This is a genomic window from Streptomyces sp. NPDC007896, from assembly GCF_042959425.1.
Lineage (GTDB): Bacteria > Actinomycetota > Actinomycetes > Streptomycetales > Streptomycetaceae > Streptomyces.
Map to the genome: position 1 here is coordinate 520,616 of NZ_JBIBKX010000004.1, position 22,258 is coordinate 542,873.

Annotated in this window: 18 protein-coding genes; 8 read left to right on the forward strand and 10 right to left on the reverse strand. The window is 70.7% G+C overall.

Going from position 1 to position 22,258, the window contains the following annotated elements; all coding sequences use genetic code 11:
• The first annotated feature begins 37 nt into the window (after positions 1–37).
• The 3 genes from ACFZDJ_RS16980 to ACFZDJ_RS16990 all read left to right on the forward strand — a co-directional run bounded on the left by ACFZDJ_RS16980 (position 38) and on the right by ACFZDJ_RS16990 (position 4,247).
• On the forward strand, positions 38–886 hold the full coding sequence (locus ACFZDJ_RS16980; protein WP_054233213.1) for a 3-hydroxyacyl-CoA dehydrogenase family protein: 849 nt from the start codon (positions 38–40) through the stop codon (positions 884–886).
• Between the two features lie 208 nt (positions 887–1,094).
• Entirely contained in the window at positions 1,095–1,418 is a 324-nt protein-coding gene (locus tag ACFZDJ_RS16985; RefSeq protein WP_030596935.1) for an STAS domain-containing protein, read from the forward strand.
• A 270-nt stretch (positions 1,419–1,688) separates the two neighbouring features.
• On the forward strand, positions 1,689–4,247 hold the full coding sequence (locus tag ACFZDJ_RS16990) for an ATP-binding protein (RefSeq protein WP_391059779.1): 2,559 nt from the start codon (positions 1,689–1,691) through the stop codon (positions 4,245–4,247).
• Positions 4,248–4,343: 96 nt separating this feature from the next.
• Here the strand turns inward: ACFZDJ_RS16990 and nucS are convergent, their stop codons facing one another.
• Positions 4,344–5,015: an endonuclease NucS gene (gene nucS / locus ACFZDJ_RS16995; RefSeq protein ID WP_168511249.1), complete on the reverse strand. Its 672-nt coding sequence runs from the start codon at positions 5,013–5,015 to the stop codon at positions 4,344–4,346.
• Positions 5,016–5,259: 244 nt separating this feature from the next.
• On the opposite strand from nucS, the gene ACFZDJ_RS17000 reads away from it, so the two are divergent.
• Positions 5,260–5,652, forward strand: a complete 393-nt coding sequence (locus ACFZDJ_RS17000; RefSeq protein ID WP_101400700.1) for an SCO5389 family protein — start codon at positions 5,260–5,262, stop codon at positions 5,650–5,652.
• A 256-nt stretch (positions 5,653–5,908) separates the two neighbouring features.
• On the opposite strand, the gene ACFZDJ_RS17005 is transcribed toward ACFZDJ_RS17000, so the two are convergent.
• Positions 5,909–6,937 carry an LLM class flavin-dependent oxidoreductase gene (locus ACFZDJ_RS17005; protein WP_391059782.1) on the reverse strand — a complete coding sequence of 343 codons (1,029 nt, stop codon included), beginning with the start codon at positions 6,935–6,937 and terminating at the stop codon, positions 5,909–5,911.
• A gap of 220 nt (positions 6,938–7,157) precedes the next feature.
• Between ACFZDJ_RS17005 and ACFZDJ_RS17010 the strand changes: the two genes are divergently transcribed.
• Positions 7,158–7,490 (forward strand): ATP/GTP-binding protein, encoded by a 333-nt coding sequence (locus ACFZDJ_RS17010; protein ID WP_099920635.1) that lies wholly within the window; start codon positions 7,158–7,160, stop codon positions 7,488–7,490.
• Positions 7,491–7,512: 22 nt separating this feature from the next.
• Here the strand turns inward: ACFZDJ_RS17010 and ACFZDJ_RS17015 are convergent, their stop codons facing one another.
• From ACFZDJ_RS17015 to ACFZDJ_RS17025, 3 genes are all read right to left on the reverse strand, one after another.
• On the reverse strand, positions 7,513–8,358 hold the full coding sequence (locus ACFZDJ_RS17015; RefSeq protein WP_390932001.1) for an ABC transporter permease: 846 nt from the start codon (positions 8,356–8,358) through the stop codon (positions 7,513–7,515).
• On the reverse strand, positions 8,355–9,590 hold the full coding sequence (locus tag ACFZDJ_RS17020; RefSeq protein ID WP_391059785.1) for an ATP-binding cassette domain-containing protein: 1,236 nt from the start codon (positions 9,588–9,590) through the stop codon (positions 8,355–8,357). The genes ACFZDJ_RS17015 and ACFZDJ_RS17020 overlap by 4 nt, the downstream gene beginning before the upstream one ends.
• A 248-nt stretch (positions 9,591–9,838) precedes the next feature.
• The gene (locus tag ACFZDJ_RS17025; RefSeq protein ID WP_248003129.1) at positions 9,839–10,729 is read right to left on the reverse strand and encodes a hypothetical protein; all 891 of its coding nucleotides are present in this window, start codon (positions 10,727–10,729) and stop codon (positions 9,839–9,841) included.
• 294 nt (positions 10,730–11,023) lie between these two features.
• On the opposite strand from ACFZDJ_RS17025, the gene ACFZDJ_RS17030 reads away from it, so the two are divergent.
• Positions 11,024–11,893 carry a hypothetical protein gene (locus ACFZDJ_RS17030; RefSeq protein WP_390931995.1) on the forward strand — a complete coding sequence of 290 codons (870 nt, stop codon included), beginning with the start codon at positions 11,024–11,026 and terminating at the stop codon, positions 11,891–11,893.
• 54 nt (positions 11,894–11,947) lie between these two features.
• Here ACFZDJ_RS17030 and ACFZDJ_RS17035 read toward each other — a convergent pair whose 3' ends face one another.
• The 5 genes from ACFZDJ_RS17035 to mce all read right to left on the reverse strand — a co-directional run bounded on the left by ACFZDJ_RS17035 (position 11,948) and on the right by mce (position 19,565).
• Positions 11,948–12,718, reverse strand: a complete 771-nt coding sequence (locus ACFZDJ_RS17035) for an ABC transporter permease (protein WP_384917027.1) — start codon at positions 12,716–12,718, stop codon at positions 11,948–11,950.
• A gap of 2 nt (positions 12,719–12,720) precedes the next feature.
• On the reverse strand, positions 12,721–13,671 hold the full coding sequence (locus tag ACFZDJ_RS17040; protein WP_384917030.1) for an ABC transporter ATP-binding protein: 951 nt from the start codon (positions 13,669–13,671) through the stop codon (positions 12,721–12,723).
• 217 nt (positions 13,672–13,888) lie between these two features.
• Positions 13,889–14,824 (reverse strand): cellulose-binding protein, encoded by a 936-nt coding sequence (locus ACFZDJ_RS17045; RefSeq protein WP_075028943.1) that lies wholly within the window; start codon positions 14,822–14,824, stop codon positions 13,889–13,891.
• 183 nt (positions 14,825–15,007) lie between these two features.
• Positions 15,008–18,859 (reverse strand): polarized growth protein Scy, encoded by a 3,852-nt coding sequence (gene scy, locus ACFZDJ_RS17050; protein WP_391059790.1) that lies wholly within the window; start codon positions 18,857–18,859, stop codon positions 15,008–15,010.
• 265 nt (positions 18,860–19,124) lie between these two features.
• A complete protein-coding gene (mce, locus tag ACFZDJ_RS17055; RefSeq protein WP_391059793.1) occupies positions 19,125–19,565 on the reverse strand; it encodes a methylmalonyl-CoA epimerase in 441 nt (146 codons plus the stop codon).
• Between the two features lie 146 nt (positions 19,566–19,711).
• Here mce and ACFZDJ_RS17060 point away from each other — a divergent pair, with 146 nt between their 5' ends.
• Positions 19,712–20,914, forward strand: coding sequence for an acetyl-CoA C-acyltransferase (locus ACFZDJ_RS17060; protein WP_390931987.1), 1,203 nt, complete (start codon positions 19,712–19,714; stop codon positions 20,912–20,914).
• Between the two features lie 90 nt (positions 20,915–21,004).
• Positions 21,005–21,961 carry a methylmalonyl Co-A mutase-associated GTPase MeaB gene (gene meaB / locus ACFZDJ_RS17065; protein ID WP_384917040.1) on the forward strand — a complete coding sequence of 319 codons (957 nt, stop codon included), beginning with the start codon at positions 21,005–21,007 and terminating at the stop codon, positions 21,959–21,961.
• Positions 21,962–22,258 lie beyond the last annotated feature (297 nt).

Here is a 22,258-nt window from a genome sequence, read left to right on the forward strand (position 1 = left end):
GAGGCAGACATAAACACCGCGTCAGGGGAGTCGCACAGTGGCAGGGAAGCTCGCCGTCATCGGAGCCGGGCTCATGGGGTCCGGTATCGCCCAGGTGTCCGCGCAGGCGGGCTGGGACGTCGTTCTGCGCGATGTCACCGACGAGGCGCTCACGCGCGGCATCGACGGCATCAAGGCCTCGTACGACAAGTTCGTGAGCAAGGGCAGGCTGGAGGCGCACGACGCCGATGCCGCGCTCGGCCGGATCACCGCGACCACCGATCTCGACGCCGCCGCGGACGCGGACATCGTCGTCGAGGCCGTCTTCGAGAAGCTCGAGGTCAAGCACGACATCTTCCGCGCGCTCGACAAGATCGTGCGGGACGACACCGTGCTCGCCTCGAACACCTCCGCCATCCCGATCACGAAGATCGCCGCGGCCACCGAGCGGCCGGAGCGGGTCGTCGGCGTCCACTTCTTCTCACCCGTACCGATGATGCAGCTGTGCGAACTGGTGCGCGGCTACAAGACGAGCGACGAAACCCTCGCCACCGCGCGGGAGTTCGCCGAGTCCGTCGGCAAGACCTGCATCGTCGTCAACCGTGACGTGGCCGGCTTCGTGACGACCCGTCTCATCTCGGCGCTCGTCGTCGAGGCCACCAAGCTGTACGAGTCCGGCGTGGCCACCGCCGAGGACATCGACCTCGCCTGCAAACTGGGCTTCGGTCACGCCATGGGCCCGCTCGCCACGGCCGACCTCACGGGCGTCGACATCCTCCTGCACGCCACCGGCAACATCTACACCGAGACGCAGGACGAGAAGTTCGCCCCGCCGGAGCTGATGCGCCGGATGGTTGACGCCGGTGACATCGGGCGCAAGAGCGGGCAGGGCTTCTACAAGCACTGAATCAAGCGAGTCATCCAGCATCACCCGTCACGGAAACCGCACGTGCCTCTGGGGTGTCACCCCATGAGGTGAATTCGGTATCGGTTCGCTTACAGACGGCAACCTCTGCGGCCTCAAGCCAGTCAGACGGTGCACACGCAAAACTGCGGACCGACACTGACGCAGAGAGACCGACGCAGAGTACGAGACGCACTCTCGGGGAGCGCATATGTACATCAGGGGCGACCACGCCGAGCTGGTCGTCGGGGGCCGCCTCGACGTACGCAGCGCGGCGGACGCCCGTACGGTCCTGCACTCGGCCGTCGACGACGGAGTCGGCGACCTGGTGCTGGACCTGTCCGAGCTGGACTCCTGGGACGCCACCGGCCTCGGTGTCATCATGGGGGCCCACCGAAGGGCCGGGCGGTGCGGTCGGCGGCTCGTGCTGCGCCGCGTACCACCACAGATGCAGCGCCTGCTGGTGGCCACCCGGCTGCACCGGATCCTCGCGATCGAGGGCGGCATCGGAGTCGAGTCGCTGCCCCGGGTGTGATCCGGCGTACGCCTCCTGAGCGGCGTACGAAACGCACCTCGCGCACAATCCTCACGAGACTGTGACGTCTCGGACGGCGCGGTACCCCGGCCTGTCGGAGATACTGTGCGAAGGTTTAGGGTTCGGCTGCCCGCCACCCGAAACCCTACGAGCGGGCACCGGACCAGAAGCGACAGCGCGGTGTGCAGCAAGGCCGGGAGGGGCCTGGGTCCTTGTCACCGGACTCCCGGCGACAAGATCCGCACACGACGCTTTTGGGGGGCTTGGAACATGGACCCGAACAACCGGGGACCCGAAGAATACGGCCATGACGACGACGGCCAGGCGCCTCGCTCGCGCCCGCCGCGTGATGCGCTCACCGCCGACCTGGGTCAGCACACACCCGCACTCGCCCGTACCGTCCAACTCGTCTCGGGCGACTTCCTGCTCACGGTCAACCCCGTCGACGGCAGCGAGATAGAGGCCTGCCCGCCGGGAGAGCGACCGCAGCGGCCCACGAAGTTCAGTGCCGCCGAGCGTGCCGATCTGGCCCGCGCCGCCCTGCCGCCCGTACCGCCGGGCCCCGCCCAGCCCCGACTGCCGCTCCTGGAGCGCCAGGAAGAGCGCGAGCGGCTCGTCCGCCTGCTGGCGCGCGGGCGTTCCGTACGCCTCACCGGCCCCTCCGGCTCCGGCCGCACCAGCCTGCTCGACGCCGTCGCCGACGACTGCGCGGACCTCGCCCCCGACGGCGTCGTCCGCCTCTCCGGATACCGGCGCACGGCGACCGACCTGCTGTACGACCTGTTCGCCGCCGTCTACAACGCTGCCCTGTACCGCCCCGAACGGGACGAACTGCTCGAACTCGTCCACGGGATCGGCGCGGTCGTCGTCCTCGACGACGTGGAGATCGGCGGCACCGCGCTCGACGAACTCCTCGACGCCACCCCCGAGTGCGCCTTCGCCATCGCCGCGACCCCCGACGTGCCCGCGCCCTCCACCGACTCCCTCCTCGAAGAGGTCTTCCTCGGCGGACTCGACCGCAGCGGCGGCCTCGAGCTCCTGGAGCGGACCGTCGGACGCGTGCTGACCGAGGAGGAGGCGAACTGGGCGGGCGACCTCTGGTTCGAGTCCGAGGGCCTGCCGCTGCGCTTCATGCAGGCCGGCGCCCTGCTGCGACAGCGCGACCAGTTGCAGGCCAAGGAGGACGCCTTCGACGACTTCGGCGTCTTCCAGGACGCCCCGGTCGACCTGCCGGCCGACGCGCCCTTCGAGGCCGCCGACGATCACGACGTACCGCTGCCCTCGCTCGCCGAGGGGGCCGCGCCCGCCGCGCTGCTCGCCTCCCGCCTGAGCGGGTCGGCCCGTGCCACCCTGCGCTTCGCCATCGCGCTCGGCGGTGAGGTGCCGCACCAGACGCATCTGCCCGCCCTCGTGGACGACACCCACGCCGACGCCGCGCTCGCCGAACTGGCGGGCTGCGCGCTGGTCTCCCCGGTCGGCTCCCGCTACCGGCTCGCCGCCGGTGTGCAGGCCCAGCTGGAGGCCGCCGGATACGCCGACGTGCTGGAGGAGCAGGCCCGCACCGCGGCCCAGCACTACACCTGGTGGGCCGGACACCCCTCGGTCACCCCGGAACGGGTCTGCGCCGAGGCCGACGCCGTGCTCGCCGCCCTCACCGTCCTGGTCCCGCTCACCACGCCCCCGGCCGACGAGCAGGACGAGAGCGTCGCCGTGCAGCTGGCCCGCACGGCCGCGCCCGCCTTCGCCGCAGGACTGAACTGGAACGCCTGGGAGCGCGCGCTGCGCTCCGGTGCGGAGGCCTCCCGGCTCGCCGGCGAGGTCGGCGAACAGGCCTACTTCCACCACGAGTTGGGCATCCTCGCGCTCTGCGGCGGTCAGCTGGACCGCGCCCGTGCCGAGCTGGAGTCCTCCATCGGGCTGCGCGGCGCCCTCGCCGACAAGCGTGGCACCGTCGCGGGCCGCAGGGCCCTCGCGCTGGTCGCCGACCGTTCCGGGGCCGTACTGCCCGGTGGGCGCACGGCGGCGGGCGAGGAGGTGCCCGACGCGCGGCACGAGGAGTCGGCATCGCCGCCCGGCGGCGTACCGGCCGCGTTCGTGCTGTCCTCTCCGGCCGGGGAGCCCTCGACGCTGGTCACCTACCGGGCCGAACCCGGCCCGGCGTCGAAGCGCGTGGGCATGGGCACCCGCCTGGTCACCGGCACCCGGCGCAACCTGGTGGCCGCGGGCGCGGGTGCGCTGCTCGTCGCGGTGCTCGGCACCGTGGTGACCCTCGGCGCGACCTCGAACAACAACACCGACAACCCGTCCGAGAAGGTCGGCGTCAACCCCTCGGCCAGCCAGGGCGGCCAGGACGACAGCCTCGGCGCCGACAAGGCGAAGAAGGGCGGGGGCGGCAGCGACGCGGGCGTGGTGTCCACGCCGACGGATCCGGGCCCCGACGGCACGTACGGGACCTCGGACGACCCGACGCCGCCGACGAGCACGAGCCGGCAGCCTTCGGACAGCCCGAGTGGGACGAAGGGGGGCGGGGGTACGTCGACGTCGCCGTCCAAGTCGACTTCCAAGCCGCCGACGTCCAAGCCGCCGTCGACCTCGCCGAAGCCGTCGACGAGCCCTTCGACGTCGGTGAGCCCGACGGATCCGCCGTCGACGTCGTCCTCCCCGACCGCCACTACCCCGACGACGACGGCGCCGTCCACCTCGAACACCGCCAGCGGCCCCGCCTCCAGCGTCCCCGCGAGCACCAGCGCCGGCGCTCCGCAGAGCAGCGCGGCGAGCGTGCCCGCGAGCAGCAGCGCCGCCGGGTCGCCGAACGGCGCGGTGATCTGAGCACCACGACACAAGTGAGGGCCGGGTCCGACATCGGACCCGGCCCTCACTTCTGCCCGGTGAACTACATGGCCGATTGAGTCAAAGTCGTTCGAATCAGAACAACCGCAGTTTGTCGTCCTCGATGCCCCGCAGCGCGTCGTAGTCCAGGACCGTGCAGCCGATGCCGCGGTCCGTGGCGAGGACGCGGGCCTGCGGCTTGATCTCCTGGGCGGCGAAGACGCCCCGGACCGGCGCGAGGTGCGGGTCGCGGTTGAGCAGTTCCAGGTAGCGGGTGAGCTGCTCGACGCCGTCGATCTCGCCGCGGCGCTTGATCTCGATGGCGACGGTCCGGCCCTCGCCGTCGCGGCACAGGATGTCGACGGGGCCGATGGCCGTCATGTACTCGCGGCGGATGAGCGTGTAGCCCTCGCCGAGCGTTTCGATGCGGTCGGCGAGGAGCTCCTGGAGGTGCGCTTCCACGCCGTCCTTGATCAGGCCGGGGTCCACGCCGAGTTCGTGCGAGGAGTCGTGGAGGACTTCCTCCATCGTGATGATGAGCTTCTCGCCCGCCTTGTTGATGACGGTCCAGACGCCCTCCTCGTCGCCGGAACCCTCCTTCAGGGTGCAGGGCGGCGACATCCAGTTGAGGGGCTTGTAGGCCCGGTCGTCAGCGTGGATCGAGACGCTGCCGTCCGCCTTCACCAGGATGAGGCGGGGGGCCGACGGGAGATGGGCGGTGAGCCGGCCCGCGTAGTCAACGGAGCAGCGGGCAATGACGAGACGCATGGTCCGCAACGCTACTCGACGGGCAGAGGTCCACGCGATTCGCCCTGGAAGACGCCTGTTCGGGCTTGGCTGATTGTGGGCCTACTGGGAGTTCACTATGTGCGCATTCTCCTGGTGCCGTCACCGTACGTTGCTTACCGTATAAACGGGAGGTCGCGATGCATGTACTCAGAGTGTTCGACATCGCGAATGTCCCTGACCTGTCCGGCAACCCCCGAGGTCTGGGGGTGCGAGAGGAGAACCCATGTCGCTCGACGTCTCACCGGCCCTACTCGAGAAGGCCGAGCGAGGCGAGGTCGACGAAGCAGAATTCGTCGACTGCGTCCGGACCTCCCTGCCCTACGCATGGGAGATGATCAGCTCCCTGGTGGCTCAGCTGAAGGTGGACGGCGGCAACTTCGCCGACAACCAGACGCCTCCGCCGGACGAGCAGGCGCGTGGCCAGCTGCTGCGTGCGCTCGCGAGTGACGCGATACGCGGCGCGCTGCAGCGGCACTTCGGTGTGCGGCTGGCCTTCCAGAACTGCCATCGGGTGGCGGTGTTCCCACTGGACGCCTCAGTGGACGACACGCTGGCACGCTTCACCTCGGTGCGCAGTCAGCTGCTGAATCAGTCGCCGGAATTCCGAGACTGCTGACGTGACGCCTTGATGCCGCATTGCTTGCCGCTCCGTACGCGGGAGGTGCATCTGTACGGGGCGGCAGGCTCCCCCGGGTCTCCGGGCCGACGGCGGGACGTGGACCGTGGGTGGGTGGGTGTGTGCGTCGGGTCAGGGAGACCGAGTTGTCCGGGCCGCGGGGCGGGACAAGCCGGTCGTGGGGCCCTGGAGACCCTTGGTGGGCCCAGGGCGCCCGCACCCTCTCCCGGGCCCACGCCGTCCGCGGTGACCTGACTCAGCCGAGGTGGGGGAGTACCTCGGTGCCGAGCCGTTGGATGTTCTCCTCTGTCGCCGCCAGGTCGCCGGAGCCCTCGACGAGGAGGGCGAACCGGGAGATTCCGGTGCGCTCCGAGGTGGCCGCGAGACGGTCGGCGCACAGGCGCGGCGTGCCCACCGGGTGCAGCCCGCACAGGAGTTCCGTGTACGCCAGCGGGTCCCGCATCGCGCGGGCGCGGCCGTCGACCGTCACATGCGCGTCCAGTCCCTGCCTCAGCCAGCCCGGCATCGCCTTGAGGAGAGTCTCGACGGCGTCGGTGCGACGGTCCGCGATCTGGCAGACGCCGGCCGACACATGGGCCGCGCCGAGGATCTCGTCCGTCGCACGGCCCGCCACACGCGCCAACTGCCGCCACAGGGACACCATTTCGGCCTTCTCTTCGTCACCGACATGCATACCGAGGAGCATCGGCAGCCCCCGCTCGGCGGCGAGCCGCACGCTCGCCGGCGAGGTGCAGGCGACGACGACCTCGGGGCCGGGGGAGCCGCTCAGCGCCTCCGACGGCCGGGGCACGACGGGCACTTCGCGGAACCTGAACCGCTCACCCCGCCCTTCCACGGACGGCTCGCGCAGCCAGCGCACCAGCAGATCGAGTGATTCCGGGAACCCCTTCTCGTACGCCTCCAGGCCCGCGCCGAAGACCTCCAGGTCCACCCAGGGCCCGCCGCGCCCCACGCCCAGCGTGAAACGGCCGCCGGATGTCACGTGCAGCAGCGCGGCCTGCTCGCCGAGGGCGACGGGGTGGACGGTGGGCAGTACGCTGACCGCCGTACCGACGCGGATGCGGCTGGTGCGGCCCAGCAGCAGGGCGGCCAGGGTGACCGCCGACGGGCACGTCCCGTACGGCACGAAGTGGTGCTCGGCCAGCCATACCGCGTCGAGTCCGGCTTCTTCGGCGACCTCGGCCGTGCGCACCGCGCGGTGCAGGGCCTCTCCCTGGCCCTGGCCAGGGAACTGGGCCGCCAGTACAAAACTTCCAACGTGCATGGTGCTTTCCTGCTTCCTCGGCTCCGACGCGGAGCTCCCCCACCGGCATAACCGTCCGACACGTGCCGAGGACACGGCCTGTCGGAGAGATTTGCGGATTGTCTGCAGAATGGGCCGACGGGAGGGCGGTCTGAGGGGGTTGGTGGGGTACTGCTACCCCTGTCCGCTCCGCGTAGGCTGGAGAAGACCCTGCTCCCTGTATAGCTCCGTGAGGTGTCCTGTGTCCCCGCGTCGCAACCGTCCCAAGGGTTTTGACCCCTCCGACCGGAGCGCGGAGGACGACCGCTCCGGGCGGTACGGCGGCTGGCAGTCCACGGAGAGCTGGCAGGGCGAGGAGTGGAGCGTGCGTCATGTGGCGGGCGCCAGCGCCGAGGGCAAGACCTACCGCTGCCCGGGCTGCGACCAGATGATCCCCTCCGGCGTCCCGCACGTGGTGGCCTGGCCGGAGCACTCGGGCGTCGACGAGCGCCGCCACTGGCACAAGGCCTGCTGGAACGCGAAGGACCGCCGCACCTCAAGGGTGCAGCGGTCCCGTAACGCGCCCAGGTTCTAGGAGACTTCAGGTCGCAGCGGCCTCACACGTCCCGGCGCTCCAGCAGCACGAACGCGGCGGCGATCGCCGCCGCCGTCACCCCGGCGAGCAGGCCGAGCTGCGCGCCGCCGCTTCCGTTCCCGTTGTCCAGTGCGAAGACCCTGGCGAGGGCGTTGGGAGCGGCGTACTCCTGCATCTTCTCGCCGATCGTGCGCATGCTCTGCGACATCATCAGGAACGCGGGCAGGATCGCGGGCACCAGCACGAGGCCGAGCATCGTGGTGATCGCGCCTGCCGAGTGCCGCAGCATCGAGCCCACCGCGAGCGACAGGACGCCCAGCAGCGAGACGTACAGCGCGCCCTTGATGACCGTGCCGCCCCACGAGACGTGCGAGGAACCGTTGTGCATGGCCGAGGTCATGAGGCCGACCAGGCCGATGGAGAACACCGAGACGGTGAATGCCACCGCGAAGAAGATGATCAGCTTGGCGGTGAGCACCCGGTGGCGCTGCGGCGAGGCCGTGAAGGTCGTGCGGATCATGCCCGTGCCGTACTCGGAGGAGACGACCAGGACGCCCAGCGTGATCAGGCAGATCTGGCCCAGGATCAGCCCGAAGAAGGCCGGGATCGTGTACGGCACGTCGCCGAAGTCGGAGTCCTGGGTCTGCGCGGCGACCAGGAAGCCGATGCCGACCACCAGGAGCAGGAAGATGCCGAGCGTCCACAGCGTGGAGCGCACCGACTTGATCTTCGTCCACTCGGAGGTGAGCGCGTGGCCGAGGTGGGTGGGGGTGACCGGGATCGGCGAGCTGTACGAAGTGCCGGGCGCCGCCTGCCAGGTGGGGGCAGCGGCGGCCTGCTGCGGCATCGGGGGCGGGGGCGTGCTCATCGGGCGTCCTCGGGCTTGGTCAGGTCGGGGGCGGTGGGCGCGGCGGGCGCCGGGGGCGCGGCGGGCGGCTGCGCCGGGGCCTGGGGAGCGGGCTGGGCGTACGGGTTGACGTCCGCGGCACCCGGTGCACCCGGGGTGCCCGGAGCGCCGTAGGGGCCCGCCTGCGGGGCGCCCTGCGGCATCGCGAACGGCTGCCCGCCCTGCTGGGGCGGCGGCGGCGCGTACCAGCCCGGCTGGCCCTGGCCCGCTACCGGCAGCTGCGGCGGCGGCATGGCACCCGGCGGCAGCTCCTGCTGGAGCCCGGCCTTCTGGTCGATGGTCGAGCGGTAGTCGACGGCACCCTGCGTCATCCGCATGTACGCCTCCTCCAGCGAGGCCTGATGCGGAGACAGCTCCCACAGACGTACGTCGGCGGAGTGCGCGAGGTCGCTGATGCGGGGCAGCGGCAGGCCCATCACGCGCAGCGCGCCGTCCTGCTCGGGCAGCACCTGGCCGCCCGCCTCGGTGAGCGCGGCGGTCAGCTTCTCGCGCTGCTGCGGCTCGGTCTCCGGGGTGCGGACCCGGGCGAAGTCGGCCGAGTTGTGCGAGATGAAGTCCTTGATGTTCTGGTCGGCGAGCAGCTGACCGCGGCCGATCACGATCAGGTGGTCGGCGGTCAGCGCCATCTCGCTCATCAGGTGCGAGGAGACGAAGACCGTGCGGCCCTCCGCCGCGAGCGCCTTCATCAGGTTGCGGACCCAGAGGATGCCCTCGGGGTCGAGGCCGTTGACCGGCTCGTCGAAGAGCAGCACCTGAGGGTCGCCGAGGAGCGCGGCGGCGATGCCGAGCCGCTGTCCCATGCCGAGCGAGAAGCCCTTGGAGCGCTTCTTGGCCACGTCCTGCAGCCCGACCACGCCGAGCACCTCGTCGACCCGGCGGGCCGGGATGCCCGACAGCTGGGCGAGGCAGAGCAGGTGGTTGCGGGCGTGCCGGCCGCCGTGTACGGCCTTGGCGTCGAGGAGCGCGCCGACCTGGCGGGGCGCGTTGGGCAGCTTGCGGTAGGGGAAGCCGCCGATGGTGACCTGCCCCGAGGTGGGGTTGTCGAGGCCGAGGATCATCCGCATCGTCGTCGACTTGCCCGAGCCGTTGGGCCCGAGGAAGCCGGTGACGGCACCCGGCCGCACCTGGAAGGAAAGGTTGTACACGGCCGTCTTGGCGCCGTAGCGCTTCGTCAGGCCGACTGCCTCGATCATGCTCCGCACCCATCGAAAGGTTCAGGACGTCGGGGCGCACGCCCCCGTAAGGGTTAGGAGGATATCGGGGCGCTGACGGTTCCACTCAAGAGAAAGTAAAAATGTGCAGGTCACGCGGGGGACGGTTGGGGTAAAGGTCTTACCTGGAGCCTTACCTGCACCCCCGTCTTTGTCAGGTACCCGTCCTGCCTGGTCAGGCTGGAAACGGAACCTCCGCACCCGATACCGCAGCCGATACGGAGCACGCCTCACGCCCGACGGGGAAGCGAGTCGTCCAGCGGCGGCAGATCGTCGTACAGCCGCAGCTCGGACGCGTCGTCGACGTACGGCAGGAAGTCCGTCTGCGGCAGTACCCAGCCCTCCTCACCGAAGACCAGCGTGCCCCGCTCGCGCAGCGCGCGGTCGGCTCCCGCACGCCGCACCCAGGTGGCCGGGTCGGGACCGAGCAGTTCGCGCAGCCGGGCGGACCCGGCCAGCAGCGCCGCGAGCAGCTCCGCCTGGTCGCCGCCGCCCGGACGCGGCTGTCCCGTGGCCGGATCGGCGAGCACCCCGTGCGCGCTGAAGTAGATGTACGCGCCGCCGAGCCGCTCCCCGGAGGGCATCGTCATCGCGAACGCGTCGCCCGGGAGTATCGCCCGCCGGTAGTCAGGGAACTCGGTGTCGTCGACCGCCTTCAACTGCGTCGAGTCCAGCCAGGTGACGACGAGCGTGGTCTCGGCGCGCGGGTCGACGTACGGCGTCCCCGCCACGTACCCCGCCGGACTGATGTGCCCCGAGCAGCCCACCCCGATGCCGTGCACCCGCACCGGCACCATCGGCACCGTCGCCGGGATGCCGAGCCGGGTCAGCTTGTGGGCGACCTGGCCGGGGGAGGCGTTGGAGCCGACGGCGATCACCGGGTGGCGGTGCCCGGTGCCGACCTGGCCGAGGTCGGCGAGCGCCTCGTCGAGCCGCTGCTGCTCCTGGCGCTCCTCCACGTACCACTCGCCCAGCCGCAGCGGCCGTACGTCGAGCTGGAGCAGTTCGCCGCCGGTGAGCAGTGAGGGCTCGGTGGTGGGACGGCCGGGATAGGTGAGCGGCTGCTTCGCGGGCACGTCGTCCAGGCCCAGCGCCTGCAGGCTTCGGTCCTTCGTCGTCACGGTGACGCCCTTCGGGGGTGGTCGCGCGATACGGGCAACAGCCTTCCACGCGAGGTGTACCCGGGGCGGGGCCTGGTTTCCCCGTTTGGGCGGGGTTGGCCGGAACGGACACCGGGAATCATGCCGTCCCATTGTACGAGTGGGGGCGAAGTGGGTTACGGGGGACGTGAGTTGAGGTTGATGAGACGCGGGTGGGGCCGGGTGGGGTACTCGAGGCGGGGTCGGTCACATCCGCGCTTCCGTACGTCCGTTCGCTGGTGGATCGCCGGACGCACCGTCCACGCCCTGCTCTTGATGACACTGGGCGCGCTGGCCGCGCTGTCCGTCGTCATCGCGGCCGCGTGGACGCTCACCGAGCATTCGCCGCGGTCGATGGCGCAGCGGTTCTCGAACGGGGAGCGGCTCTTCGACCTCAGCCTCGCGGTACTGCGGGCGAGCGTCGGTACGGACAACCTCAACCCCGAACCGGACAGCACCGCGCACCAGTTGCTCGCCACGGTCGCCTCCGTCACCGGCTCCCTGGTGCCCGCGGTGCTGCTGGGCATCGTCCTGATCAAGATGTTCGCGCTGCGGCCGTTCGTCTGGCGGCAGCGGGCCAGCATCTCGCACGCCTGGACCGCGGACTTCCCCGGCTACTCGCGGCGCCACGCCGGCAGCGAGGACGCGATCATCGCCGTCCGCTTCTACAACCGCTTCGACAACCTGTCGGTCGTGGATCTGCGTGCCCGTGCGCATCTGCGCTACCTGGAGCGCTCGCCGCACGACGGCAGCCTGGTCATCTACAAGCAGTGGCTGAAGGTCCTGGACGCGCAGGGCGAACCGGCCGACGAGCGCTACTGGCTCGCGGTCGAGCGCGGGGCGCCGTTCACCGTGTGGATACCGGTCGAGGCACCGGTGACCGAACTGCCCTTCCGGCGCATCCAGGGCAAGGAGCTGTCCGGCTCGTACGGCGTCAAGCTCCTCGTCAGGCTGACGGCACGGACCGTGGGCCTGGGCACCGAGGTCGCCGACGAGCGCTGGTTCGACCTGGAGGCGGGCGACTTCGAACTGGGCCGCTTCGTGCCGCTCCAGCCGGACCTGGACAAGGACGTGTGGCGCTGGGAGGGCTGGACGGACTTCGACGCCCTGGAACCCCACCCGAACGGCGAGGACCCCGGGCCCTGAGCGTCCAGAGGACTCCAGGCCCTGAGTATCCAGAGGACTCCAGACCCTGAATGTCTAGGCGTCCCGCCTCTTCAGCAGCACATAGCCCCCGAGGAGCGCCGCGACCACCCACAGCACCATGATCGCGAGGCCGCCCCAGGGGCCGTACGGGGTGTCGTCGCCGATCGGGGTCACCACCCGCATGATCTTGCTGCCGGCCTGGTCGGGCAGATAGCGGCCGAGCTTCTTGGTCGCGGACACCGCGCCGAGGATGTTGGAGATCAGGAAGAAGAACGGCATGAGGATGCCGAGCGAGAGCATCGGGCTGCGCAGCATCGTCGCGACACCCATCGAGAAGACCGCGATCAGTGTCATGTAGAGGCCGCCGCCGATCACCGCGCGCAGCACCCCGGAGTCGCTGATCGACGCGCTGTGCGTGCCGAGCGCCGCCTGTCCGAGGAAGAAGGCGACGAAGCTGGTGATCATGCCGACGACGAGGGCGAGCCCCGTCGCCACCGCGATCTTGCCGAACAGGAACGTGCCGCGCTGCGGGACCGCGGCCAGCGAGGTGCGGATCATGCCGGTGCTGTACTCGTTGCCGACCACGAGCACCCCGAACACGATCATCGCGAGCTGACCGAGGGTCATCCCCGCGAAGCTGATGAACGTCGGGTCGAAGGAGAGCCGGTCCTTCTCGCCCATCCTGTCGAACTCGTTCTTCGACAGCAGCGAGATCAGGATGCCCAGCACGATCGTGACCACCGCGGCGAGACTGAGCGTCCAGACGGTGGACGCGACGGACCGGATCTTGGTCCACTCGGACTTGAGGACCTGGGTCGCCGCCATGCTCAGGTCTCCTTGTTCCAGCCGCCGCCCCACTGCTGGGGCGGGGCGTCGGTGTGCGCGTGGTACTCCACCGACTCCGCGGTCAGCTGCATGAACGCCTCCTCCAGGGAGGCCTGCTGGGGGCTCAGCTCGTGCAGCACGATCTGGTGCTGCGCGGCCAGCTCACCGATCTGCTCCGACTTCGCGCCGTCCACCTCCATCGCCCCGCTGCCGCTCTCGACGACCGTGATCCCCGCCCCGTGCAGGACGTCGAGCAGCCGCTCGCGCTGGGGGGAGCGGATACGGACGTACGACCGCGAGTTCTGCGCGATGAAGTCGGCCATGGAGGTGTCCGCGAGGAGGCGGCCCTGGCCGATGACGACGAGGTGCTCCGCGGTCAGCGCCATCTCGCTCATGAGGTGACTCGACACGAAGACCGTACGGCCCTGGCCGGCCAGCGACTTCATCAGGTTGCGGATCCAGTGGATGCCCTCGGGGTCGAGGCCGTTGACCGGCTCGTCGAACATCAGGATCCGCGGGTCGCCGAGCAGTGCGCCCGCGATACCGAGCCGCTGTCCCATGCCGAGCGAGAAGCCCTTGGCCTTCTTCCGGGCCACCGAGGTGAGGCCCACGGTGTCCAGGACCTCGTCCACCCGCGCCTTGGGGATGCCGTTGCTCTGGGCGAGACAGAGGAGGTGGTTGAAGGCGCTGCGGCCGCCGTGCATGGCCTTGGCGTCCAACAGGGCGCCGATGTACTTCAGCGGGTCCTTGAGGTGGTCGTAGTGCTGCCCGTCGATGCGTACGTCGCCCGCGGTGGGGCGGTCGAGGCCGAGCATCATCCGCATCGTCGTGGACTTGCCCGCGCCGTTCGGACCGAGGAACCCCGTGACGATGCCGGGTCTGACGGTGAAGGTCAGATGGTTGACCGCCACCTTCTCGCCGTACCGCTTGGTCAGCCCCTCTAGCTCGATCATGCGGACACGGTAGGACGCGGTTCGGGGCCGTGCCACTTGGGCGGCGGTGTGTTCGCCGGGTGTTCACCGTCCCCGACCGCCGCGCCGTCGTGGCTTGTCGCGCCCACGCGGCGGAGCCGCGGAATGTCACCGCCCCGCGCCCCTCACAGGGCACGCCAACGGCCCGCGCTCCCGAGAAGAGAGCGCGGGCCGGAGTGCTGCCGGAAACCGCCCGAACCTACCGGGACTGCTGGGCCGGAACCCCGCGGGAGATCGGCTCGTCCTCGGCCGGCGTGCTCGCGGCGGCCACCGCGGCGCCCGTGAGCGTCGCGAGCATCTCGCGGACGTTCGTGAGCTGAGCGTTGATCGAGTCGCGACGGTTCGTCAGCGCCGCCAGCTCGCGCTCGGATTCCGAGCGGATGCGGTCGGCCTTGGCGTTCGCGTCGGCCACGATGTCCTCGGCCTGGCGCTGAGCCGTCTCCACCGTCTGGCGGGCGCGGCGCTCGGCGTCCGTGCGCAGCTTCTCGGCCTCCAGGCGGAGCTGCTCCGCGCGGTGCTCGATCTCCGCGAGGCGCTTCTCGGCCTTGGCCTGACGCGACGCCAGGTCACGCTCGGACTGCTCGCGGCGCTTGGCGAGGTTCGTCTCGAAGTCGGCGGCGGCCTGTGCGGCCTTGGCACGCGTCTCCTCGAAGAGGGCGTCCGCCTCCTCGCGCTTGGACTGCGCGTCCTTCTGCGCCTCCTGGCGCAGCTGGGAAGCGTCGCTCTTGGCCTTCTCGACGATCCGGACGCCCTCGTCCTCCGCCTTGGACTTGCGGTCTGCAGCGAACGATTCTGCGTCGTTGCGGACCTGCTGGGCGGCCGACTCGGCGAGCTCACGGTGCTGCTCGGACGCGCGACGGGCCTCCTCGCGCAGATCCTTCGCCTCCTCCTCGGCGAGGCGGAGGATCTTCTCGACGCGCGCGCCGAGACCCGCGTACGACGGCTCCGCGTCGCTGACCTGGGCCTGGGCGTTCTGCGTCTCGAGGTGGAGCTCCTCGATGCGCTTTTCGAGAGCAGTGATACGGGCCAGAGCGCTGTCACGGTCGGAGACGAGCTTCGAAATGCGTTCGTCCACCTGAGCGCGGTCGTACCCACGCCGCACAAGCTCGAAGCCGTAGGGGGAAGTGTCGCTCATGGGGTTCCTGTCGAATGAGACCGGTGAGGTGATAGGGGGAATCCTAGGGGCCAAAGCGGTGTGTCATCGAGCGGATACGTGTTTGATCTGGAGAATGAGACTCCTTTTGGGTGGCTAACTGTCAGAGGGCTTGCCAGAACCTGTGGCAAAGGTCCGTACAAAGCACGGAATGGGTGGTTCTGGCTAGCCCTCTGACGACTTGCCACTCGAACGAGTTGCGCCGACGGCAGCGCCCGCTTTGACCCCACCGTCCTTGCCTGCGGACGGGGCCTCAAAGGACTCCAACGCCTCCAGAACGTCCTGGACACGGGAGATCTCGGCGTTGATGTCCTCGCGCCGGCGGATCAGCACCTCCAGCTCGCGCTTGCCCTCCTCGACCGCGGCCCGCGCCTCGCGGATGGCCTCGGCCTTGATCTCCGTCGCCTCCGCGATGAGCGAGCTCTTCTTCTGCTCGGCCTCCTTGAGGAGCCCCTCGGCCTTCTTGACCGCGGCGATACGGACCTTGCTCGCCTCGGAGTTGGCCTCCGAGATCAGGTCCTTCGCCTTCGCCTCGGCCTCGGCGAGCTGGCCCTCAGCGGCCCGCACCAGCGTGTCGCAGCGCTCGCCGGCCGTCTTCATCGCCTCGGCCGACTCGCGCCTGGCCCGCTCGTGCAGCTCCTCGATCTCGGTGGTGATGCGGTCGCGCAGCTCCTCCGCCCGCTCCCTTATGGCGGTCGCGTCCCGGCGTGCGCCGATCAGCAGCTCGTCCGCGTCCGCACGGGACCGCTCCACCAGGGTGTTGCCCTCGACGGTCGCCTCGGAGACCAGCCGCTCGGCCTCGTTGCGTGCCGCGCCCACCATCGTGTCGGCCTGCGACTCGGCGTCCGCCGTGGTCTTCTGCGCGCTCTGCTGCGCCTCGGCAAGCAGCTTGTCCGCCTCGGACGCCGTCTCCGAGATGAGGGTGTCGACCTGCTCGGCCGCCTCGGAGCGCCGCTTGTTGGCCTCCCGGCGTGCCGCGTCCAGCGTCCGGTCGGCCTCCTCGCGGGCACCGGACGTGAGCCGCTCGGCCTCCGCTTCCGCCTCGGCCTTGACCCGCTCGGACTCGCTGCGGATCCGCTCGGCGTGCTGCTGCGCGGAACCGACCGTCTCGGCGGCCTCGGCACGCAACCGCTCCGCGTCCCCGGTCGCGTCCGATACCAGCCGCTCGGCCTTGGCCACGGACTCCGCGCGTACGCGCTCGGCCTCGGCGTTCGTCTCGTTCGTCAGCCGCTCCGCCTCGGAGCGCGCCTCGTTGATGAGCGTGTCGACCTGCGTCGCCGCGTCCGAACGGATCCGGTTCGCGTCCTCCCGGGCCTCGGCACGGCTGCGCGAAGCGTCCTGCTCGGCGTTCGCGATGGTGTCGGAGGCCTCGGTGCGCACCCGCTGGGCGTGCTCGGCGGCTTCCGAACGCAGCCGCTCGGACTCGGCGATCGCCTCCGAAACCGTGCGTTCCGCGAGCGACTTGGCGGCGTCCGTCTCCTCGGCCGCCTCGCGCCGGATGCGGCTCGCGTCCTCGGAGGCCCGCTCCCGCTCCGCGTACGCGTCGGCGCGGACCCGGTCCGCCTCCTCCTGCGCCTCGGTCCTGGTCCGGTCCGCCGCGTGCTCGGCGGCGCTGCGCAGACCGGTGATCTCCTCCTGGGTCTGCTCGTGCAGCCCCGCCACGGCGTCGCGTACCTGCTGAGCGGTCTGTTCGGCGCTGGAGACCATCTCGGTCGCGCGCCGGTCGGCCTCCTCGACCAGCCGTACGGCCTCGGCCTGGGCCTCGTCGACACGGTTGCGCGCGGAGGCGAGGAGCTCCTCGCTCTGCTCGCGGGCCCGCTCGCGCTCCTGGTCGGCCTCCTGGCGCGCGGAACCGAGGAGCTCCTCGGCCTCGCGGCGGCGCCGGGCGGCCTCCTCCTGGGCGGCGGCCAGCGTCTCCGCGCCCTCGGTGGCCAGCCGCTCGGCCGCGGCCTGGGCCTCCGTCCGTACCCGGTCGGCGCTGTCCTGGGCCTCCGACTTCAGCCGCTCGGCCTCCGCCGCGGCCTCCGAACGCAGTCGTACGGCGATGTTCTCGCCCTCGGCGCGCGACGCGGCGGCGTCCGCGGCGGCCTCGTTGCGCAGCCGCTCGGCCTCCGCCTCGGCCTGCGCCTGGAGCGTACGGAGCCGCTCGGCGGCCTCCGAACGCAGCCGGTCGCTCTCCTCGGCGGCCTCGCGGCGGATGCGCTCGGCGTCCGCCCGCGCGTCGCTCAGCGCCTGTTCGGCCGAGGCGAGCCGCTGCTCGGCCTCGGTGTGCAGCCGGGCCAGCTCCTCGGCGGCCTCCGTCCGGCGGGCCGCTATGGCGCGCTCGGTCTCCTCGCGCAGCGCCTCGGCGGCGCGCTCGGCCTCCGCCTTGATCGTGTCGGAGAGCTCGACGGCCTCCTCGCGGTTGTGCTCGGCCTCCTTGCGCGTGCGCTCCAGGGTCTCCTCGGCCTGGCGGCGCAGCGTCGTGGCGCGCTCGATGGCCTCGGTGCGCACCCGCTCGCTGTCGCTGGTGGCCGTGTTCCGCAGCTCGTCCGCGTCCGCCTTGGCCTTCGCGAGCAGCTCTTCGGCGGTCTTGGCCGCCTCCTCGATCTGCTGGACGGCCTCGCGCCGGGCCTCGGAGCGGATCCGCTCGCCCTCGGCATTGGCGTCGGAGCGCAGCTGCTCGGCCTCGCCGCGCAGCCGGCGCGCCTCCTCCTGCAGTTCGACCGTCTTGGCGCGGTACTCCTTGGTGTCGTCCTTCGCCGTGCCCTTGAGCTGCTCGGCGATGTCGTGCGCCTCGGCACGCAGCCGGTCCGCCTCGGACTCCGCCTCGGTGCGGATCCGCTCGGCCTCCTCGGCCGCCGCCTTCCTGGTCGCCTTGGCGTCCTCGGACGCCTTGTTCAGGACGTCCTCGGCGGTACGGGCCGCCTTGGAGAGCTGGGAGGCGGTCTCCTCGGCCGTGAGGCTGCGCGCGGTCTCCTCGGCCTCCGCGACGATCTTCTCGGCCTTGGTCTTGGCGTCCGCGACGGCCTGCTCGGCGTCGGACTTGGTGGTCTCGGCCTCCTTGGTGGCCTCGCTGACCAGCCGGGCGACCTGTTCCTTCGCCGTCCGCGTGCGCTGCTCGTTCGCCGACTCGGCGCTCGCCAGGGCCTTGGCCGCGGCCTCCTTCGCCTCGGTGACGACCTTGTCCGCCTCGGTCCGCGCCTCGCGCAGCGCCGACTCGGCCTCCATCATGCGCTGCTCGGCGGCCCGGCTCAGCTCGGTGGCCTGGCGGCGGGCGCTGTCCGACTCGTTCGCCGTGGAGCTGCGCAGCTGCTCGGCGTGGTCGGTGGCCTCCTGGGCCTGCGTCGACGCGGCGTTCAGCAGCCGCTCGGCGTCCGTGCGGGCCCGGCGCAGCAGCGCCTCGGCCTCCGCACGGGCCGACTCGGCGTCGTTCGTCAGCCGCTGGCGGGCCTCGGCGGCGATCCGCTCGGCCTCCGCGCGGGCGGTGCTCAGCGCCTGGTCCGCCTCCGTGCGCGACTCCTCCAGGAGCCGGCGGGCCTGCTGCTCGCTGCGGGCCCGCAGCTGCTCGGCCCATGCCACGTTCTCGTTGACGTGCGACTCGACGGTCTGACGGCGCTCGGCCAGCTCCTGATCGAGCTGCTGGCGGCGCGCGACCGCCTCCTGGTGCAGCTCGGCCTGCAGCCGGGCGGCCTGCTCGGCGTGCTCCTGGAGGATGCGCTGCGTCTGCGCCCGGGCCTGGCTCATCTCGCGCTCGGCGTCGGCGCGCAGCTGATCGGCCTGGATCTGGGCATTACGGAGCAATTGCTCGGCCTGATAGCCGAGGTCGCCACCGCTCTCGTAGGCAGGCCGGGTCGCCAGACTGCGGCGCGCCTCGTGCAGCTTGGCGCGCAGCACCTCGACCTGATAGCCGAGGTCCTCGGCGTGCTGGACGGCCTTCTCCCGCTCGGTCTTCAGCCGTTCCATCTCGGCCTCGAACCGAGAGAGGTGGTCGACGTCAGCCGCCGGCTCTCGCTCCTGGCGTTCGTAGCCCCGCACTGCGCGGTCCCATCCGTCCCCTGGTCGCAAGTCTCTCCAAACGAACCCCGTCCATCCGCCGAACGGGGCCCCCGGGGAATGGTGTCAGATCAACAGCGGAGCACGGGCTGTCGCCCCGACGCTCGTCCCCCGAAACCTGGACCCCGGCCCATGACCACGCCGTCCTCAGGACGGCATGACCTCAGGGCCCGTCGCCGGACAGGCCCTGGGCCGCCCCGAAATGGCAGCGGCCGCCCCCAACCCTACCGGCCCAGATATACGGAGGTCAGTGCTCAGGTGACTCAAGAGCCGCCGAAGTGACCAGTTCTGTCAGGACACCATGGCAATCCTTTGGGTGAAGGAACGTGATTCGTGACCCCATGGAGCCGCGTCGGGGCTCGTCGTAGAGGACGCGTACGCCTTTGTCCCGGATATCGGCGGCATCGGCGTCGACGTCCGCCGTACCGAACGCGATGTGATGGACACCTTCGCCGTTCTTCGCCAGCCACTTCCCGACGGCCGAGTCCTCGCGGGTCGGCTCCAGGAGCTGCAGGTAGGAGGCGCCGCCGTCGGACGTCTCATTGATCTTGAGCATGGCCTCGCGTACGCCCTGCTCCTCGTTGATCTCGGAGTGGAAGACCTCGAAGCCGTACGTCGCCCGGTAGAACTCGACAGTCGCGTCGAGATCGAAGCAGGCGATACCGATGTGGTCGATTCGCGTCAGCATGGAGTCAGTGCAGCGCTCATACGGCGGTTACGCAACGTGCGCGCGATCACACTGACTGCCGGATGACGGGTGGCCTACCGCTCAGTACATTCAAGTAAACCCTCGTTCACTCCTCGGCTGTGCAGCCGGTAAGGGGATCGCACCTCATGTCTGGAACGAACAGCAGTACCTCGGTGATCGTCGCGGGCGCTCGTACGCCCATGGGACGGTTGCTGGGCTCGCTGAAGTCCTTCTCCGGGGCCGACCTCGGAGGCTTCGCGATCAAGGCCGCCCTCGACCGTGCGGGGATCGGCGGCGACCAGGTGCAGTACGTGATCATGGGTCAGGTGCTGCAGGCCGGGGCCGGGCAGATCCCGGCACGCCAGGCCGCGGTCAAGGCGGGCATCCCGATGAGCGTCCCGGCGCTCACGATCAACAAGGTGTGTCTGTCGGGTCTCGACGCCATCGCGCTCGCGGACCAGCTGATCCGCGCGGGTGAATTCGACATCGTGGTCGCGGGCGGCCAGGAGTCCATGACGAACGCGCCCCACCTGCTCCCCAAGTCCCGCGAGGGCTTCAAGTACGGCGCGATCGAGATGCTCGACGCGATGGCGTACGACGGTCTCACCGACGCCTTCGAGAACATCGCCATGGGTGAGTCGACGGAGAAGCACAACACACGCCTGGGCATCGCCCGCCCGGAGCAGGACGAGATCGCGGCCCTCTCGCACCAGCGTGCGGCCGCTGCCCAGAAGAACGGCATCTTCGAGGCGGAGATCACGCCCGTGGAGATTCCGCAGCGCAAGGGCGAGGCCGTCGTCTTCAGCAAGGACGAGGGCATCCGCGCCGAGACCACGGTGGAGTCGCTGGCCAAGCTGCGCCCCGCTTTCACTCGGGACGGCACGATCACGGCGGGCACCTCCTCGCAGATCTCCGACGGCGCCGCGGCCGTGGTCGTGATGAGCAAGACCAAGGCGCAGGAGCTCGGCCTCCAGTGGATCGCCGAGATCGGTGCGCACGGGAACGTGGCCGGTCCGGACAACTCCCTCCAGTCCCAGCCCTCGAACGCGATCCTGCACGCCCTGAAGAAGGAGGGCCTCGATGTCTCCGACCTCGACCTGATCGAGATCAACGAGGCGTTCGCCGCGGTCGCCGTGCAGTCAATGAAGGACCTCGGCGTATCCACGGAAAAGGTGAACGTCAACGGCGGTGCCATCGCCCTCGGTCACCCGATCGGGATGTCCGGCGCCCGCCTCGTGCTGCACCTGGCCCTGGAGCTCAAGCGGCGCGGCGGCGGGGTCGGCGCGGCGGCGCTGTGCGGTGGCGGTGGGCAGGGTGACGCGCTGATCGTGCGGGTACCCAAGTCCTGAAGCCGTTGTCTCTTTCCGTACGACCCTGGTGCGTACGACTCTGAACGACCTCGGTGCGTACGAATCTGAACGGATCTGAACGGAGCTGTGATGCAGGACGTCTCCTCGCTGGTGGCCCAGGCCAGGGAAGGCAGGCCGCGGGCCGTGGCCCGGCTGATCTCCCTGGTGGAGGGGGCGTCCCCGCAGTTGCGCGAGGTCATGGCGGCGCTGGCCCCGCTGACCGGCAACGCGTACGTCGTCGGGCTCACCGGCTCTCCGGGCGTGGGCAAGTCGACCTCGACCTCGGCGCTGGTGACGGCGTACCGGCGGCAGGGCAAGCGGGTCGGTGTCCTGGCCGTCGACCCGTCCTCGCCGTTCTCCGGAGGCGCCCTGCTCGGCGACCGTGTCCGTATGTCCGAGCACGCCTCCGACCCCGGCGTCTACATCCGCTCGATGGCCACGCGAGGCCATCTGGGCGGTCTGGCCTGGGCGGCCCCCCAGGCCATCCGCGTCCTCGACGCGGCGGGCTGTGACGTGATCCTGGTGGAGACGGTCGGCGTGGGCCAGTCGGAGGTGGAGATCGCCTCCCAGGCGGACACCTCGGTGGTCCTGCTCGCCCCCGGCATGGGCGACGGCATCCAGGCGGCGAAGGCCGGAATCCTGGAGATCGGCGACGTGTACGTGGTGAACAAGGCCGACCGGGACGGAGCCGACGCGACCGCGCGCGAGCTGAACCACATGCTCGCGCTCGGCGAGTCCCGAGCTGCCGGGGACTGGCGGCCGCCGATCGTCAAGACGGTCGCGGCGCGGGGCGAGGGCATCGACGAGGTCGTTGAGGCCCTGGAGAAGCACCACGCCTGGATGGAGGAGCACGGTGTCCTCGCCGAGCGCCGCCTCTCCCGGGCGTCCCAGGAGGTCGAGACGATCGCGGTCACGGCGCTGCGTCAACGTATCGGTGACCTTCATGGTGACCGCCGCCTGAGCGCGCTCGCGGAGCGGATCGTGGCGGGGGAGCTGGATCCCTACCGGGCGGCGGACTCGTTGGTGGAGGGCCTGACAGAGGCCTGAGCCGGGGGTTCCTCGCCCCCGCCGCCCCTACCCGTCCCATCCCGTCCCTGGTGGCTCCGCCCCCAGACCCCCGGGTGGGTTCTTTGCCTGCGGGTCGGTGGGGGCTGGTCGCGCAGTTCCCCGCGCCCCTAAGAGCCTCAGCCCGTCCGGCGTTTGAGGACGAGGGAACGCGTACTGTCGACTTTCGGCGCCTGCTGTTACGTTACGGCGCATGTTCCTCCTCTTGGCATAGGGCCCGCCCAGGCCCGCGACGGACACCGGTGGGTGGGTCGTCGCGGCACTCAGGCGACCCCTTTC